This is a genomic window from Streptomyces sp. R41 (assembly GCF_041053055.1).
Taxonomy (GTDB): Bacteria; Actinomycetota; Actinomycetes; order Streptomycetales; family Streptomycetaceae; genus Streptomyces.
In genome coordinates this window covers 1,241,259-1,255,876 of the sequence record NZ_CP163443.1, presented here as the reverse complement: position 1 = coordinate 1,255,876, position 14,618 = coordinate 1,241,259, and the positions used below count along the sequence as shown (strand labels likewise).

Sequence of the window (14,618 nt, the reverse complement as noted above, 5' to 3'; positions counted from 1 at the left end):
GGCAGCGCCGCTGCTCACTCACGCCAGTCCACGGCGAAGGCGCGCGCGGGGTTCTCGGTGAAGACGCGCTCCACCAGGTCCTTTCCCAGGGCGAGTTCGACGAACCGTGTTCACCACTGCCGGCCCCGCGGCAGCCGGTCGCGTTCCGGCGCCGACATGTGCAGCACCCGGAAGACCTCGCCCGAAGCCTTGGGAGAGTCGTGGTCCCAGAGCGAGAAGTGCACCAGCTCCCAGTGCCGCGGATCGACGGCTGCGGCCGCGCAGACCGCGCCGTCCAGCGCGGCCAGCCGCCCGGCCTCGCGCACGGCCTCCTCCATCACCTCGGACAGCTCCATTCCATCGGGAACGGGCTGCCGCCGCCGTACCGCGACCTTGGCGGGCGAGCCGGCGGCGCCGCCCTCCTCGTAGGCGAGACCGGTCCAGTGCTGCACCACGGGTCGCCCGAAGTCGTTGACGAGCCCCTGGAACGCGCCGCCCCAGAGGAAGGAGTTCATGCCCTCCGACGTGTTCCACAGGTAGAACGGCGCGTACTGGTTGACCGGCGAACCGTCCACCCCGCGCTCACGCATGAGATATGTCTTGAATCCGAGCCCCTCCCAGTCGTCGAGCAGGTGCCCGATACGGGAGACACGCCCGCGGATGATGTCCATGTCGTAGTCGGCGGGGAAGGTGAGCTCGTACTGCATGGCGTGCATCTGGCGGAAACTCCCTTATCGGAGAGGCGTGAGAAGGGCGAGCAGTCCGCGAACTCCCGTGTCGAAGGCGGCGGGTGAGCCGGACGCGCGGGCCAGTACATAACCGCCCTGGACGGTCGCGAGGATCGTCGCGGCGATCTCCTCCGCGTCGAGCGTGGGCGCGAACTGACCCTGTTCCTTGCCCTCTTCGACGATTCCGGCGAGGCGCTCGCGCAGCCAGTCGAGCGTCTCGTCGACGGGCGCGCGCAGCTCGTCGCTCGCGATGACCTCCGGGTCCATCGTCAGCCGCCCGACAGGGCAGCCGCGCAGGACGTCGCGCTCGCGGCGCAGATACGCCTCGATGCGCGCGTACGGCGATCCGGGCGCGCTCAGTACGCCCTCGGCGGTAGCGCGCAGCTCCTCGGCGGTGCGGCGGATCGCGGCGAGGGCCAGATCGGGCTTGCCCTTGAAGTGGTGGTACATGCTGCCCTGGCCCGCACCGGCGTGCTGCTGGATCGCCTTGGGGCTGGTGCCCACGTAACCGCGCTCCCACAACAGCTCGCGGGTGGACTCGATCAGCCGGTCCGGAGTGCTCATGAAGCCAATGTACATACTAGTAGGTACAGAAGTCGAGGTCTTCAAGGAGCAGCCCAGGAAGCTCCGCGTACTCCCACGGAGGTACGCGTACGGCCGCTGGCCGTACGACGACCGGGACCCCCTTTCGCAGCCAATCTCGAAGCATCGCAACAGATCCCACCGAGGAGATGACTCGAGATGCAGACCCTGGCGAACTGGGACGGCGGGCCCGGCCCGTGGATCCTCTTCTTCCCGCTGATCTGGGCCGTCGTCGTGATCGGCGTCGTGACCGTCCTGCGCCGCACCGGCCGGCGTGGTCGTCTCGGTCCGTGGCGCGCGATGGGCGGCTTCGGCCCCGGCGGCGACACCCGCCCGGCGGGTGACTCGCCGATCGCGGTGCTCGGCCGCCGCTTCGCCTCCGGAGAGATCGACGAGGACGAGTACTGGCGCCGGCTCTCCGTCCTGGACGAGCAGTTCGGGCGTACGGGCAAGGGGGGAGCGGCATGACCACCGTGATCACGACGCGTCATGCCGCGGGTGTCACCGACGCCGTCAAGGTGTACGGCAGCGGAGACACCGCCGTGAGGGCCCTGGACGGGGTGAGCGTCGGCTTTCCGGCCGGTCGCTTCACCGCGATCATGGGGCCCTCGGGCTCCGGCAAGTCCACCCTGATGCATTGCGCGGCGGGCCTCGACACGCTCACCTCCGGAGCCGCGTTCATCGGCGACACCGAACTGGGCACGCTCGACGACCGTCGACTGACGCTGCTGCGCCGCGACCGCATCGGCTTCGTCTTCCAGGCGTTCAACCTGGTCCCGACGCTGACCGTCGCGGAGAACATCACCCTGCCGATGGACCTCGCCGGATCCGAGGGCTCACGCGACTGGATCGACGCCCTCGTCGACGTCGTCGGCCTGCGCGACCGGCTCCACCACCGTCCCAGCGAGCTCTCGGGTGGACAGCAGCAACGCGTCGCCGTGGCACGGGCGTTCGCCGGGCAGCCCGACGTCGTCTTCGCCGACGAACCCACCGGCAACCTCGACTCCCGCTCCGGCGAGGAGGTCCTGAACCTCCTCGGCAGGGCGGTGCGCCAGATGGACCGTACGGTCGTCATGGTCACCCACGACCCGGTGGCTGCCGCGCACGCCGACGAGGTCGTCTTCCTCGCCGACGGACGCCTTGTCGACCGGATGGAATCCCCGACGGCCGACAAGGTCCTCGACCGGATGAAGGCCTTCGACGGAAAGGGAGGGCCGTCATGAACGCCTCGATTCGCATCAGCGTCTCCTCCCTGCGCGCCCACAAACGACGCTTCGCCGGTACGTTCCTGGCGGTGCTCCTCGGCGTCGCCTTCCTGGCCGGAACGCTGGTCATGGGCGACACGCTGCGCGCCAGCTTCGACACGATGTTCGGCAACGCGACGAAGGGCACCGACGCCGTCGTCCGCAGCGCCGACACCATCACCACGCCCGGCGAGAGCCAGGGCGTGCGCCGGCCCGTCGACACCGACCTGGTGAAGACGATCGAGCAGACCCCCTCAGTCGCGGCCGCCGCGCCCGACATCCAGGGCGCGGGCCAGCTCGTCGGCGCCAACGGCAAGCCCATCGGCGGCCAGGGCCCTCCCACCCTCGCGGGCAACTGGATCGAGGATCCCCAGCTCAACGCGTATCAACTCGCCGAAGGCCGCGTCCCGTCGAAGTCCGGCGAGGTCATCGTCAATCGGGGCGCCGCCAAGAAGGGCGACCTGAAGATCGGCGACACGACGACCCTGCGCACACCCGATCCCGTCAAGGTGACCATCGTGGGCCTCGCGACCTTCGGCGGCGAGGACGGCATGGCACAGGTGACGTTCACCGGAATGACCCAGGCCGACGCCGAGAAGTACCTCACCGCGAAGCCCGGCGAGGCCGCGAGCATCCGCGTGCGGGCCGGCCCCGGTGTCGGTGAGCAGCAGCTCGTCTCCGCTCTGACTCCCGTCCTGCCCAAGGGAGTCGAGGCCATCACTGGCCAGGAGTCGGCCCAGGAGAACACCGACATGATCTCCAGCCAGTTCCTGACCATCTTCACGACCTTCCTGCTCGTGTTCTCCGGAATCGCGCTGTTGGTCGCGACCTTCTCCATCCACAACACCTTCGCGATCGTCGTGGCCCAACGCACCCGAGAGAACGCCCTGTTGCGCGCCCTCGGCGCCTCCCGCCGTCAGGTCACCGCCTCGACCCTCGTCGAGGCGAGCGTGGTCGCCGTGACCGCCTCGGCCGCGGGGCTCGCGGGCGGCATCGGCATCGCGGCCGGCCTGCAGGCGCTCTTCCCAGCCATCGGATTCCCGTTCCCCGAGGGCAACTTGGTGATCAGCGGCCTGTCCATGCTGCTGCCGCTCGCGGTCGGCATCGTGGTCTGCCTCGGCTCCGCGCTGCTGCCCGCCGTACGTGCCGGACGCACCGCACCGCTGGCCGCGCTGCGCGAGACGGCCGTCGACCAGTCCGGGGCCTCGCGCGGGCGTGCGATCGTCGGTTGCGGCCTGACCGCACTGGCGGTCGGCATCACCCTGACCGGCGTACTGGCGAATCCGTCCCTGTGGCTCGCCGGGCTCGGCGCCGTGCTCGCCCTCGCCGCCTTCGTGGTCCTCGGCCCCGTCGCCTCCTCGACAGCCGTACGCGTCCTCGGCGGCCCTCTCGACAAGCTGCGCGGTGTCACGGGCGGGCTCGCCCGGCGCAACGCGCTGCGCAGCCCGAAGCGGACCGCCGCCACCGCGAGCGCCCTGATGATCGGCGTCGCCGTCGTCTCCCTGTTCACGGTCTTCGGCGCCTCGCTCAAGGCCACCATGGACCAGACGGTGTCCCGGTCCTTCGCGGGCGACGTCGCCGTCAGCACCCCCTCGTTCGGCGCGGGCGGCAGCGGGCTCAGCCCGAAGCTGGCCCCCGCGATCGCGCGGCAGCCGTCCGTCGAGAACGCCGTGGGCCTGGGCCGCGGTGTCGCCGAAGTCGACGGCAAGGGACGCGCGTTGACCGTCACCGACCCGGTGACCCTCGGCAAGGTCTTCGACCTCGGCGAGGTACACGGCTCGCTGGACGACCTTGGCACCAACGGCATCGCCATCACCAAGAAGGAGGCCGACAAACAGCACCTCAAGACCGGCGACACGGCTCAACTCACCTTCACCGACGGCAAGAAGGAGAGCTTCACGGTCCGCGCGGTCTACGGTCAGTCGGAACTCGCGGGCGACTACGTCATCACCCGAGCCGCCTGGGCCCCGCACCGCACCCAGGACTCCGACACGCTCGTCGCCGTCTCCTTCAAGGACGGTGTGAGCACCGCCGACGGCAAGACCGCGGTGCGGAAGGTCGCCGAACAGTACGGCAACCCCGAGGTGCAGACCCGCGACGAATACGCGCAGTCCTCGGCCGGCGGCATCGACATGATGCTGACCCTGGTCTACGCGCTGCTCGCCCTCGCGGTCCTCATCGCCCTGCTCGGCATCGCCAACACGCTCACGCTCGCGATCCACGAGCGCACCCGTGAGCTCGGTCTGCTCCGGGCCGTCGGACAGACCCGGGCGCAGCTGCGCGCCATGGTCCGCTGGGAGTCGGTCCTCGTGGCCGCCTTCGGCACGGCGGGCGGCCTCGCCCTGGGCGCCTTCCTCGGCTGGGTGCTCGTCAAGGCCTCCGACGGCGCGTCGGACAGCGCCTTCGCCTTCGCGGTGCCGCCCGTGCAGCTGGTCGTGGTGGCGCTGGTGGGCCTCGCGGCCGGGGGCCTCGCGGGCCTGCGCCCGGCCCGGCGGGCGGCGCGCCTGGACGTGCTGCGCGCCATCGCCACCGAGTGAGCCACCGAGGGACGTACGCCCTTCGCCATTGAATGGCGTACGAGGTGGGGGTCACCGCCCGGTCAGCCGGCAACGGCGGACCGGGCGGGAGCGTGTTCGGGCCGGAGGCCGTCGCGGCCGTCGAGGGGTTGCCTGCGCGTGGTCTCGCGCGCCGTGCCGTACGGCGGGAGGACGGGCGCCGTCACCGCGTTCGTCGGCGCCGGAAGCGTGAACCACACGACCTTGCCCGACTCGCCGTCGGGACGCACGCCCCAGCTCTCGCTCACCGCGGCGACCATCGCGAGGCCGCGTCCGCCGGTGGAGGTGGGGTCCGCGTCCCGCACCTCGGGAAGGCGGGGGTCGTGGTCGTGCACCGAGACCGTGAGTCGGTCCAGCAGCAGCTCGATCTCCACGGTGCACGTCTTGTCGGGCTGGGCGTGCCGGTGGACGTTGGTCAGCAGCTCGGTCACGCCGAGCGCGGCCCGGTCTATCAAGGGGTCCAGATGCCAGTAGCGCAACTGCGCAGAGACGATTCTGCGGACCTGGCCGATCCGCGACGGCAGGGCTTGGAGCTCCACCGTGCAATGCCTGCTTGGCTGGCTGATCACGGCTGCGACTCCCCGAATTGAGGTCCGGAAGAAGACGGAGATCGGATCCAGCAGTGTGGCTGAGTGGAACGGCCGCCTGCTGTCGTGGCCGGCGGGCTGGTTCGCAGCGTTATCGCCGGTAAACCCAGAGTGACGTGAGACCAGCGTGACGCAGGGGGTGCGGTCCTGCAACTCGCGGCACTTTCAGCCGCTGCGGCCGTGCTTTCGCCGCTGCGCCCCGCTGCCTCGCGATGGCTTCAGCCGTTGCCTCCCGCTTGCATGGCGTATGGCTTCGGCTGTCGCGTCCTGCTGCCTGGCCGTATCGCTTCAGCTGGTGCGCCCCGCTGCCCCGCGTACGGCTTCAGGCACCGCGTCCCGCCGCCTTGCGTACCGCCTCGATGAAGCGGCGCGCCGAGGGCGGCCCTGGTTTGCCGGGCGCGGGGTCGTGTTCGCCGAGGGTGAGGGAGTAGCGCGTGCCGTTGACGTCCGCCAACGCCCGGTCCTCGTGGGCGAACCAGGGCTTCGACGCGCGCACCGCCTGCACCGGCGCGCTGTCGATCTCGCTGCCGTAACTGGTGAGCAATTGCAGCCTGCCGTCGCTGATCCGGACCTGTCCGGCCCGGGTGAGCGAGCGCAGCCTCTTCCCGATCCGCACGCCCGTGGCCGTGAACTCCGGCTCCGCCATGATGCCCCGCCCCCTTGTGCGCTTCGGCTGTGCTCCGTCGTGAACCCGCGTCGGGCCGTGATCCAGTGTGCACCCGTTCCGACCGCCGTTCCCGTGCGATCGCGATGCGGTCGGCACGCGGGACACGTCCTGTGCGGTGCAGTCTGCCCGCAGGCAGCGAGGAGCACCAGTGCGCATGACGAGGTGGCGGCCCGGGTGGGAGCACACGACCGGATGCGCCCCCCGGCCCCTCGCCGAGCCGACCCCCAGGGCTGCCTTTGGGCTGCTCAAAGCTGTGTTTATGCAGGTGAGAAGCGTGCGGAAGGTGTTTATGATCGAGGCGTCCGACCATGTGAACCGGCGTCGGCGCGATGCGTAAGGAGCCCCGCCGTGAGCACCCCTCAACAGACCCGGGCCGGCGAAACCCTCGACGTCGACCACAGCGACGCGGAGTACCGCGCCTGGCTCAAAGAAGCCGTCCGCAAGGTCCAGGCCGACGCCAACCGCTCGGCCGACACGCATCTGCTGCGCTTCCCGCTGCCCGAGAAGTGGGGCATCGACCTGTACCTGAAGGACGAGTCGACCCACCCCACCGGCAGCCTCAAGCACCGCCTCGCCCGCTCCCTCTTCCTGTACGGGCTGTGCAATGGCTGGATCCGGCCGGGCCGCCCCGTCATCGAGGCGTCCAGCGGCTCGACGGCAGTCTCCGAGGCCTACTTCGCGGGGCTCATCGGCGTGCCCTTCATCGCGGTCATGCCGCGCACGACGAGCGCCGAGAAGTGCCGCCTGATCGAGTTCCACGGCGGGCAGTGCCACTTCGTGGACGACTCGCGCAAGATGTACGAGGAGTCCGCCGCCCTCGCGGTCGAGACGGGCGGCCACTACATGGACCAGTTCACCTACGCGGAACGGGCCACGGACTGGCGCGGAAACAACAACATCGCCGAATCCATCTTCCGCCAACTGGAGTTGGAGCGTTTCCCGGAACCCGCGTGGATCGTCGCCACGGCCGGCACCGGCGGCACCTCGGCGACGCTCGCGCGCTACGTCCACTACATGCAGTACGACACCCGCATCTGTGTCGCCGACCCGGAGAATTCCTGTTTCTTCGAGGGCTGGACCACCGGCGATCCGGACGTCACCTGCGACTGCGGCTCGCGCATCGAGGGCATCGGCCGACCGCGCATGGAGCCGAGCTTCGTACCCGGCGCCATCGACCGGATGATGAAGGTGCCGGACGCGGCGAGCGTCGCCGCCGTACGCGCCCTGGAACAGGCCATCGGCCGCAAGGCGGGCGGCTCGACCGGCACCGGCCTGTGGAGCGCGCTGAAGATCGTCGCCGAGATGGTGGCCCACGGGCGTACGGGAAGCGTGGTGACGCTGCTCTGCGACCCCGGGGACCGCTATCTCGACAAGTACTACTCGGACACGTGGCTGGCCGAACAGGGCCTGGACATCGCGCCGTACACGGCGGCGATCAACTCCCTGCTGGAGACCGGGGTGTGGCCGGACTAGGGCCCTGCCTCCGCCTGTTGCGTGGTCCTGAGTCGGACGCCTGAACGGCGCCGTTCACCCGTCCAAAAGGCCAAAGGCCAATGGAGGCCAATGGAGGCCAATGGCCAAAGGCCCGGCCCGGCTTCAGGCCGTCGTCGACGCCAGTCGTCGGTCCAGCGCCGTCACCGCGTCACGGAAGGCGCGGCCCAATCCTGCCCGACCGAGTGTGAGGGCCGCCCGGAAGAGGGTCGTCCCGTCGGCGGTGAAGGTCCATTGCACCCGCGTGCCCGTCCCGTCGGGCGTGAGCCGCCACTCCTCGACCAGAGCGCGGGCCCCGGGCGCGTTCGTGACGTCCACCCGGTACGCGTACACCTCGGAAGCTTTGGCCACCAGGACCGTCTCCTCGAAGCGTGTGCCGCCCTTGAGCCGGACCTCGCGCCCGGCGCCGTCCTGGGTCGGCCGGGCGAGCGTCACGGCCGAGAACCACTCGCTCCAGCCGGACACGTCCTCGGCGAGCGCGTGGAAGACCGCCTCGGGAGGGGCGGTCACCACACGCGCGAAGACCAGACGCAGTGGAGCGTTCTCGACGAAGTCGGGTCCCACCGGACGCAGACGGCGTGCCATGAACGAAACCCCCTTGCGGGAACGGAGTCCCGGGCGGCAGCGGGCGATGACCAGGGCGCGCCCGCACCAATGGTGGCGCGGACAGCGTCACCGGCGGCGCGGGGCGGCGTCACCATAGCTGGCGGACCGTCAGATGTCTGTACCGTCTCCGGGCTCACCGGCCACCACCAGGCGCCTCAGGTGTTCCGAGACCTCCACACGTGCCTCGGCCGGCAGCCCGGCGTCGGTGACCAGCGTGTCGACCTGTTCGAGCGCGGCGAACGAACTCAGGCCCACCGTGCCCCACTTGGTGTGGTCGGCGACCACGATGACACGCCGTGCGGACTGCACGAGCCGCCGGTTGGTCTCTGCCTCCGCCAGGTTCGGCGTCGACAGGCCCGCCTCTACCGATATCCCGTGCACGCCGAGGAAGAGCACATCGAAGTGGAGCGCCGCGATGGCCTGATCGGCCACGGGCCCGACGAGGGAGTCGGACGGCGTACGCACTCCGCCGGTCAGGACGACCGTGGCGGCGCCCTGCCGCTGACCGGAGGTGCGCTGAGCGGAATGGAACACATCTGCCACGCGCACCGAGTTGGTGACCACGGTCAGGTCCGGGACGTCCAGGAGCTGATGGGCCAGCGCGTACGTCGTCGTACCGCCCGAGAGCGCGATCGCGGAGCCCGGAGCGACCAACTCGGCGGCGGCGCGCGCGATGTCCTCCTTGGCGGTCAGCTCCAGACCCGACTTGGCCTCGAACCCCGGCTCGTGCGTACTCGCCTCGACCACCGGCACCGCGCCACCGTGCACCTTCTCCACGACGCCCTGCCGGGCGAGGGCGTCGAGGTCGCGGCGGACCGTCATGTCGGAGACGCCGAGCTTCCGGGTCAGTTCGTTCACGCGGACGCCACCGCGGCGGCGCACCTCGTCCAGGATCAGTGCGCGGCGCTGCTCCGCGAGGAGGTTCTGATTCTCACTCACGTCCGCTCCGGTCCCTTCTCCACTGTCCGCCCGACACTCCGTCCGAACCCACTCCCACGTGGACATTCTCCTTGTCCGAGGTCCTGAGGACGCCCCATCCTCGCACGGGTCACCGACAGTCGCGCCACTGCACCGCACGGACACCGGGCGCCTCCCGTGCCCTCACTGTCACACGTATCGGGGAGATTCCGTGACTACGCGTGTGCACACCCCCCGGAGTGGAGATCCTTATACCTGCACATGACACACGCCACACGCGGCACGGGGGAAGTACAGAACAGTGGAACGTGCACGGGAACATGCCTCGACGGGGGAGCTCGACAGCCCCGCACAGCGGCCAGAAAAGGCCGAAACCGCCCTAGAACTCCTGGTCCACGGAGTCGGCGGGACCACACCGGAGGAGATGCTCAACGATCCACGGACGGTACGGATCACCGGCGACGCGACGGCGGCCGTCTTCCGGCGCGCCGACGACGCCGACGCGGAACAGCGTCCCGACGACTACCGCGGCCGACCGGTGCGCGAGGCCTACGTGTGGTGCAACCTCACCTCGGGCAACGGCGCCCGCGCCCTGTGGCTGTTACTGCTGCCCTTCATGGTGGTCAACCTCGCGCACTGGATGCGCCCCACCACCCGCGGCCGGAAACGGACGGTCCGCCTGTACGGCCTGCTCGTCCGCCTCGCCGGCCTCACTCTCACGGTGCTGCTGGTCGCCGCCGCCTGCGAGGTCGCCCTCGACCTGACCGCCTGGCAGTGCGCTGGCACGCGCGCGTGCGTCGAGGAGCACAGCTGGCTGGGGTTCCTCTCACCCGACGTGTCCGGCGGCGGCTGGTGGAGTCAGCCGGGCCGCCGTCTCGCCCTGGCCTGTCTGGTGCCCGCCGCGCTGACCGGCCTCCTGTGGTACCTGTCCCACCGCACCTGGAGCGCGTACGAGTCGCAGCAGCCGATGTCCCGCAGGGCCGAGCCCGACGAGGAGACCGGCCGCACCGGGCTCGGCCGGCCCGGGTTCTGGTACGGGCGCCGCCTGGTGGCCCGGCTGCGCGCGGCGCACACCGCCGCGGGCTTCCTGACGGTCTCCGCGGCCGTGGGCACCTCGGCGGCCCGCTACGACCGCGACTCCGGCGGCCCCGCCGTACTCGGCACGCTGGGATGGCTCCTGGACGCAACCCTTGCCGTGGGCGCGGCGGTTGTGCTGTGGGTGGTCTGCCGCCGCGGCCGCAGCGAGAACCGGCTGGACCAGGAACTGGACCAGACCCTCGTGCGCTGGCTGCCCGTCGGCTCGATCGCCCTGCTCGCCCTGACCCTGGTGTACGCCGGGTGGTCGCGACCGGACTGGCACTCGACGGGGCGGTTGCCCGGCGACATGACGTTCGGCGGCATCGCCCTCGTCCAGGGCCTGCTTGTCATCGTGCTCGGCGTGGTGGCCCACATCCTGTACCGCACCCGTCCCGACACACGCACCGCGATGCGTGGCCTCGCCGGTCCCGCCGTCGCCATGCTCGCCTGTGCGCTGGGTGGCGTGATGTCCGGCGGGGTGTCCCAGCGCGTCGCCGACTGGCTGGACGGCACCCGGGACTCGATCCCGGGCCCGCCCGTCCTGCTGACCTGGCAGGCCTCCGTGATCCCCCCGCTGCTCGTCGTGCTGGCGTGCCTCGTCGGCTGGCTGGCCCGGCGCTCCTGGCAACTGCGCGGCCGGGAGATGGACACCGTGGAGCTCGACTACAAGGGAGAGCCCAAGGACACCGCCCGCACACGCCGCATCGCGAGCACACGCGCGATGGCCGCCCTCACCGACCGGGCGCCCCGCATGGTCGGCGTCGTCTCGTCCGTGACGCTGCTCCTGGGCGCCGGAGCGCTGGCGGGCGCGCTGGTGACCGAGGACCCTCCGGGCGAGGCCGCGCGGGGGGCGTACGCCTTCGTCCAGGGGGCCGCCGAGACCGCGCAGGCGCTCGGGTCCTGGCTGATCGGCTTCGGCTTCATACTCTTCGTCACCTGGGGCCGCCGCGCCTACAAGGATCCCGCCGCCCGCCGCACCATCGGCATCCTCTGGGATGTCGGCACGTTCTGGCCGCGCGCCGCCCACCCCTTCGCACCGCCCTGCTACGCCGAGCGCGCCGTGCCCGACCTGACCTGGCGCATGGCCAGCTGGATCCGCGCCACCGGCGGACGGCTCGTCCTGTCCGGGCACTCCCAGGGCAGCGTGCTGGCCGCCGCCGCGGCCTGGCAGCTGAAGCCGTCGGTACGCAAACGGATCGCGCTGCTCACCTACGGCTCACCCCTGGAGCGCCTGTACGGGCGCTGGTTCCCGGCCCACTTCGGCCCGGCCGCCCTCACCTCGCTGCACCGCGAGGTCGCCTGCTGGCGCAATCTGTACCGCCTGACCGACCCCATCGGCGGACCCGTCCGGCTGCCCGGTGACTGCGGCCCCCAGGTCGACCGCGAGCCCCTCAAGGACCCGCTCGCCTACGGACGCACCGAGAAGCAGCCGCTGCCCGCGCCGATCCTCGGCCACTCCGAGTACCAGGCGGACCCTGCCTTCGCGGACGAGCGGGAACTGCTGCTGGCACGACTGAGGCCGGACGTCCCGGCCCCGCGCGCACAGGACGACGAAGGCGGCGTGCCCCAGAGCAGCTGACGGGCGGGGCGCCCTCGAGCAGCTGACCGGCGACGTGCTGCAGGGCCGCCGACCGGCGGTGCGCCTCAGGGCAGCTCCGGCAGGTCCTCCGCATAGAGCAGAGTGAGGTCGTCCGTGCTCGGCTCGTCCAGCTGGGCGACCCGCCCCGCGTGCCGCTCCACCATCGCCTCGAAGGTCTGCCGCGCGGTGCGGCCGTTGCCGAACGCGGGTCCCTTCGGGATCGCCGTGAAGTACTTCAGGAGCGCCTCGGCCGCGCCCGGGGCCAGCCGGTACTCGTGCTCCTCGGCCTGCTGCTCCATGATCCGCAGCAGCTCCTCGGGAGCGTAGTCGCTGAAGGTGATGGTCCGTGAGAAGCGGGACGCCACACCGGGGTTGACCGAAAGGAAGCGCTCCATCTCGGCCGTGTAACCCGCGACGATGACGACCACGGCCTCCCGGTGGTCCTCCATCAACTTCACCAGCGTGTCGATGGCCTCGCGCCCGAAATCGCGGCCCGAATCCTCCGGTGACAGCGCGTAGGCCTCGTCGATGAACAGCACACCGCCGCGTGCCCGATCGAAGGCCTCCTGGGTGCGGATCGCGGTGGAGCCGATGTGCTCGCCGACCAGGTCCACCCGGGACACCTCGACGAGATGGCCCTTCTCCAGGACGCCGAGCGAGGCGAGGATCTCGCCGTACAGCCGGGCGACCGTCGTCTTGCCGGTGCCGGGGGAGCCCGTGAAGACCAGATGGCGTCGGACGGAGGCCGCCTTGAGGCCCGCCTGCTGGCGGCGGCGGCCCACCTCGATCATGTCGGTGAGGGCTCGCACCTCGCGCTTGACGCTCTCCAGGCCCACCAGCGCGTCGAGTTCCCCGAGCACGGCCTTCGACGTGCGCGCCGGCTGCGCGGGCTCCATGGCGGCGACGAGGGGCTCCTGCTCGGTGGTGCGCTGACCGGGGATCGCACCCAGCAGGCTGGGCGACGGGCTCGACGTCTGTACGGCGCTCTCGTGCGCCGGGGAACGCAGTCCGGCGCTCTCGTCGCTCGTGCAGTCCTCGACGACCGGGCCGCCGCCCGAGCCCTGCGCGCCGCCGTCGGCGAACTCGTAACCCCCGCGCGCACACCGCTCCGTACGGCACTTCTTCAGCGTCGCGCGGCAGCCGTCGATCACATGGAAGCCGTAGCCCCCGCTGTCGTTCACCCGGCAGTTGAGGAAGCTGCCGCGACCCCCCGCCGACACATAGAAGCCCGCCTCGGCCGGTGAAGTGACCGTGCAGCGCTCGATGGTGGGATCGGCGCCCTTGGTGACGATCACGCCGGTCTGGGTGCCGTCCACGGTGCAGCCGGACAGGGTGCCGCCGCTGCCGTGGTCACGGAACCAGGCGCCGGTCGCGGCGTCCCGGATACGGCAGTCGTCCAGCTGTGCGGTGGCGCCGTCGCTCACCGAGACGGCGGTGTTGCGTACTTGGGAGAGATCGCTGTCGACGACGTCGGCACGCGAACCGCGGTCGAGGACGAACAGGGCGTCCGGCACGTCGTGCACCCGGCACGAGTCGAGCACCGCGGTCGCGCCGTCGCTGACCCACACCGCGGGGTAGTCGCCGGTGCTGTCGAAGATCTCGCACTGGTTGGCGTCCACACGCGTGCCCGGGTCCCAGACCGACAGGCCGTTGCGCCCGAACTGCCGTACGCTCGTGCGCGTCAGCGTGAGGACCGAGCGCGAGCGCAGATCGACCGCGTTCTCCGGGATGTCGTGGATACGGCAGTCGGCGAGCGTGAGCACCGCGTCCGTGTCGAGCGTGACGCCGTCGGCGGTCGTACGGTGCACATCGCAGTCGGTGAGATGAGCCGTCGCCCGCCCGGTGATCTGTACCCCGGAGCCCTTGACCTCGTACACCTCGCAGCCGACCGCCTCCAGCGACGAGCTCTCACCGGTCGCCGACAGCCCCGCGCCGGAGGTGTGGTGCACCCGGCAGCGCTCCAGGCGCGGATGGGCGCCCCCGCGGACCGCGACGCCCGACTGCCCGGCCGCGACGACCTCGCACTCCTCGAACACCCCACCGCCGCCGTCGAGTACGGCGATGCCGATGCCGGCCGGATTGTCGACGGTGCATCGGCGCACGGTCGGACGGGCGCCGCCGCGCACCTCGATCCCGGCCGCGGACCGGGTGACGATCCGCACGTCCAGGAGCTCCGGAGTGCCCTCCTCGACGAGCAGCGCGGGCGCCGCCGAGTCCTGGCCCTCCACGTGCAGGTCCTGGACCACGGCGGAGGCGCGCACGGTCAGCGGCACCCCGTCCACCGGAGCGATGCGCACGGAGCCAGGGGAGCCCTCGGGGCCCCGCAGCGTCACCGCGCGCTGCACCACCAGGTTCTCCCGGTAGGTGCCGGGAGCGACGGTGAGCACATCGCCGTCTGCCGCGGCCTCCAGGGCGGCGGCCAGCGATGCGTACTCTCCCGTGCGGCGCCGCCACCGCGAGGTGCCGGTGTGCGTCACCTGGACCGTGCCCTGTGCCATGGCGCTGTTGTGCCCCCACCTCGTCGTACGCGGGTCCTGCGAGGCCGTACTGAAACCCCGTCGGGATCAAGGACAGCCTCTCACGGCGGTGCCGAACAGTTCGGCCG

General features: G+C 71.2%; 12 protein-coding genes. 5 read left to right on the top strand and 7 right to left on the bottom strand.

Annotated elements, in window-relative coordinates; translation table 11 throughout:
• Nucleotides 1–110: 110 nt before the first annotated feature.
• The gene (locus AB5J53_RS06140; protein WP_369244586.1) at nt 111–695 is read right to left on the bottom strand and encodes a DUF4865 family protein; all 585 of its coding nucleotides are present in this window, start codon (nt 693–695) and stop codon (nt 111–113) included.
• Between the two features lie 15 nt (nt 696–710).
• A complete protein-coding gene (locus AB5J53_RS06135; RefSeq protein WP_369244585.1) occupies nt 711–1,271 on the bottom strand; it encodes a TetR/AcrR family transcriptional regulator in 561 nt (186 codons plus the stop codon).
• Between the two features lie 177 nt (nt 1,272–1,448).
• Here AB5J53_RS06135 and AB5J53_RS06130 point away from each other — a divergent pair, with 177 nt between their 5' ends.
• From AB5J53_RS06130 to AB5J53_RS06120, 3 genes are read left to right on the top strand one after another with little or no spacing between them, the layout of a single operon-like run.
• On the top strand, nt 1,449–1,757 hold the full coding sequence (locus AB5J53_RS06130) for an SHOCT domain-containing protein (protein ID WP_369244584.1): 309 nt from the start codon (nt 1,449–1,451) through the stop codon (nt 1,755–1,757).
• Nucleotides 1,754–2,512 carry an ABC transporter ATP-binding protein gene (locus tag AB5J53_RS06125; protein WP_369244583.1) on the top strand — a complete coding sequence of 253 codons (759 nt, stop codon included), beginning with the start codon at nt 1,754–1,756 and terminating at the stop codon, nt 2,510–2,512. The genes AB5J53_RS06130 and AB5J53_RS06125 overlap by 4 nt, the downstream gene beginning before the upstream one ends.
• Entirely contained in the window at nt 2,509–5,070 is a 2,562-nt protein-coding gene (locus AB5J53_RS06120; protein WP_369244582.1) for an ABC transporter permease, read from the top strand. The genes AB5J53_RS06125 and AB5J53_RS06120 overlap by 4 nt, the downstream gene beginning before the upstream one ends.
• 62 nt (nt 5,071–5,132) lie before the next feature.
• On the opposite strand, the gene AB5J53_RS06115 is transcribed toward AB5J53_RS06120, so the two are convergent.
• Both AB5J53_RS06115 and AB5J53_RS06110 read right to left on the bottom strand, forming a co-directional pair.
• On the bottom strand, nt 5,133–5,657 hold the full coding sequence (locus AB5J53_RS06115) for an ATP-binding protein (RefSeq protein WP_369244581.1): 525 nt from the start codon (nt 5,655–5,657) through the stop codon (nt 5,133–5,135).
• Between the two features lie 340 nt (nt 5,658–5,997).
• The gene (locus AB5J53_RS06110; protein WP_189184013.1) at nt 5,998–6,321 is read right to left on the bottom strand and encodes a hypothetical protein; all 324 of its coding nucleotides are present in this window, start codon (nt 6,319–6,321) and stop codon (nt 5,998–6,000) included.
• A gap of 369 nt (nt 6,322–6,690) precedes the next feature.
• Here AB5J53_RS06110 and AB5J53_RS06105 point away from each other — a divergent pair, with 369 nt between their 5' ends.
• The gene (locus AB5J53_RS06105) at nt 6,691–7,815 is read left to right on the top strand and encodes a PLP-dependent cysteine synthase family protein (RefSeq protein WP_369244580.1); all 1,125 of its coding nucleotides are present in this window, start codon (nt 6,691–6,693) and stop codon (nt 7,813–7,815) included.
• Between the two features lie 123 nt (nt 7,816–7,938).
• Here the strand turns inward: AB5J53_RS06105 and AB5J53_RS06100 are convergent, their stop codons facing one another.
• Both AB5J53_RS06100 and AB5J53_RS06095 read right to left on the bottom strand, forming a co-directional pair.
• Nucleotides 7,939–8,418, bottom strand: coding sequence for an SRPBCC family protein (locus AB5J53_RS06100; protein WP_369244579.1), 480 nt, complete (start codon nt 8,416–8,418; stop codon nt 7,939–7,941).
• Nucleotides 8,419–8,547: 129 nt separating this feature from the next.
• Complete coding sequence (locus AB5J53_RS06095) at nt 8,548–9,378, bottom strand: DeoR/GlpR family DNA-binding transcription regulator (protein ID WP_369244578.1); 831 nt, start codon at nt 9,376–9,378, stop codon at nt 8,548–8,550.
• A gap of 280 nt (nt 9,379–9,658) precedes the next feature.
• On the opposite strand from AB5J53_RS06095, the gene AB5J53_RS06090 reads away from it, so the two are divergent.
• Complete coding sequence (locus AB5J53_RS06090) at nt 9,659–12,013, top strand: hypothetical protein (RefSeq protein ID WP_369244577.1); 2,355 nt, start codon at nt 9,659–9,661, stop codon at nt 12,011–12,013.
• A 65-nt stretch (nt 12,014–12,078) separates the two neighbouring features.
• On the opposite strand, the gene AB5J53_RS06085 is transcribed toward AB5J53_RS06090, so the two are convergent.
• Complete coding sequence (locus tag AB5J53_RS06085) at nt 12,079–14,511, bottom strand: right-handed parallel beta-helix repeat-containing protein (protein WP_369244576.1); 2,433 nt, start codon at nt 14,509–14,511, stop codon at nt 12,079–12,081.
• Nucleotides 14,512–14,618 lie beyond the last annotated feature (107 nt).

Excerpts from the sequence above, each read along its gene's own strand:
- AB5J53_RS06135 (WP_369244585.1), bottom strand. The coding sequence starts at position 1,271 with ATGAGCACTCCGGACCGGCTGATCGAGTCCACCCGCGAGCTGTTGTGG.
- AB5J53_RS06110 (WP_189184013.1), bottom strand. The coding sequence starts at position 6,321 with ATGGCGGAGCCGGAGTTCACGGCCACGGGCGTGCGGATCGGGAAGAGG.
- AB5J53_RS06085 (WP_369244576.1), bottom strand. The coding sequence starts at position 14,511 with ATGGCACAGGGCACGGTCCAGGTGACGCACACCGGCACCTCGCGGTGG.
- AB5J53_RS06100 (WP_369244579.1), bottom strand. The coding sequence starts at position 8,418 with ATGGCACGCCGTCTGCGTCCGGTGGGACCCGACTTCGTCGAGAACGCT.
- AB5J53_RS06125 (WP_369244583.1), top strand. The coding sequence starts at position 1,754 with ATGACCACCGTGATCACGACGCGTCATGCCGCGGGTGTCACCGACGCC.
- AB5J53_RS06120 (WP_369244582.1), top strand. The coding sequence starts at position 2,509 with ATGAACGCCTCGATTCGCATCAGCGTCTCCTCCCTGCGCGCCCACAAA.
- AB5J53_RS06130 (WP_369244584.1), top strand. The coding sequence starts at position 1,449 with ATGCAGACCCTGGCGAACTGGGACGGCGGGCCCGGCCCGTGGATCCTC.
- AB5J53_RS06140 (WP_369244586.1), bottom strand. The coding sequence starts at position 695 with ATGCACGCCATGCAGTACGAGCTCACCTTCCCCGCCGACTACGACATG.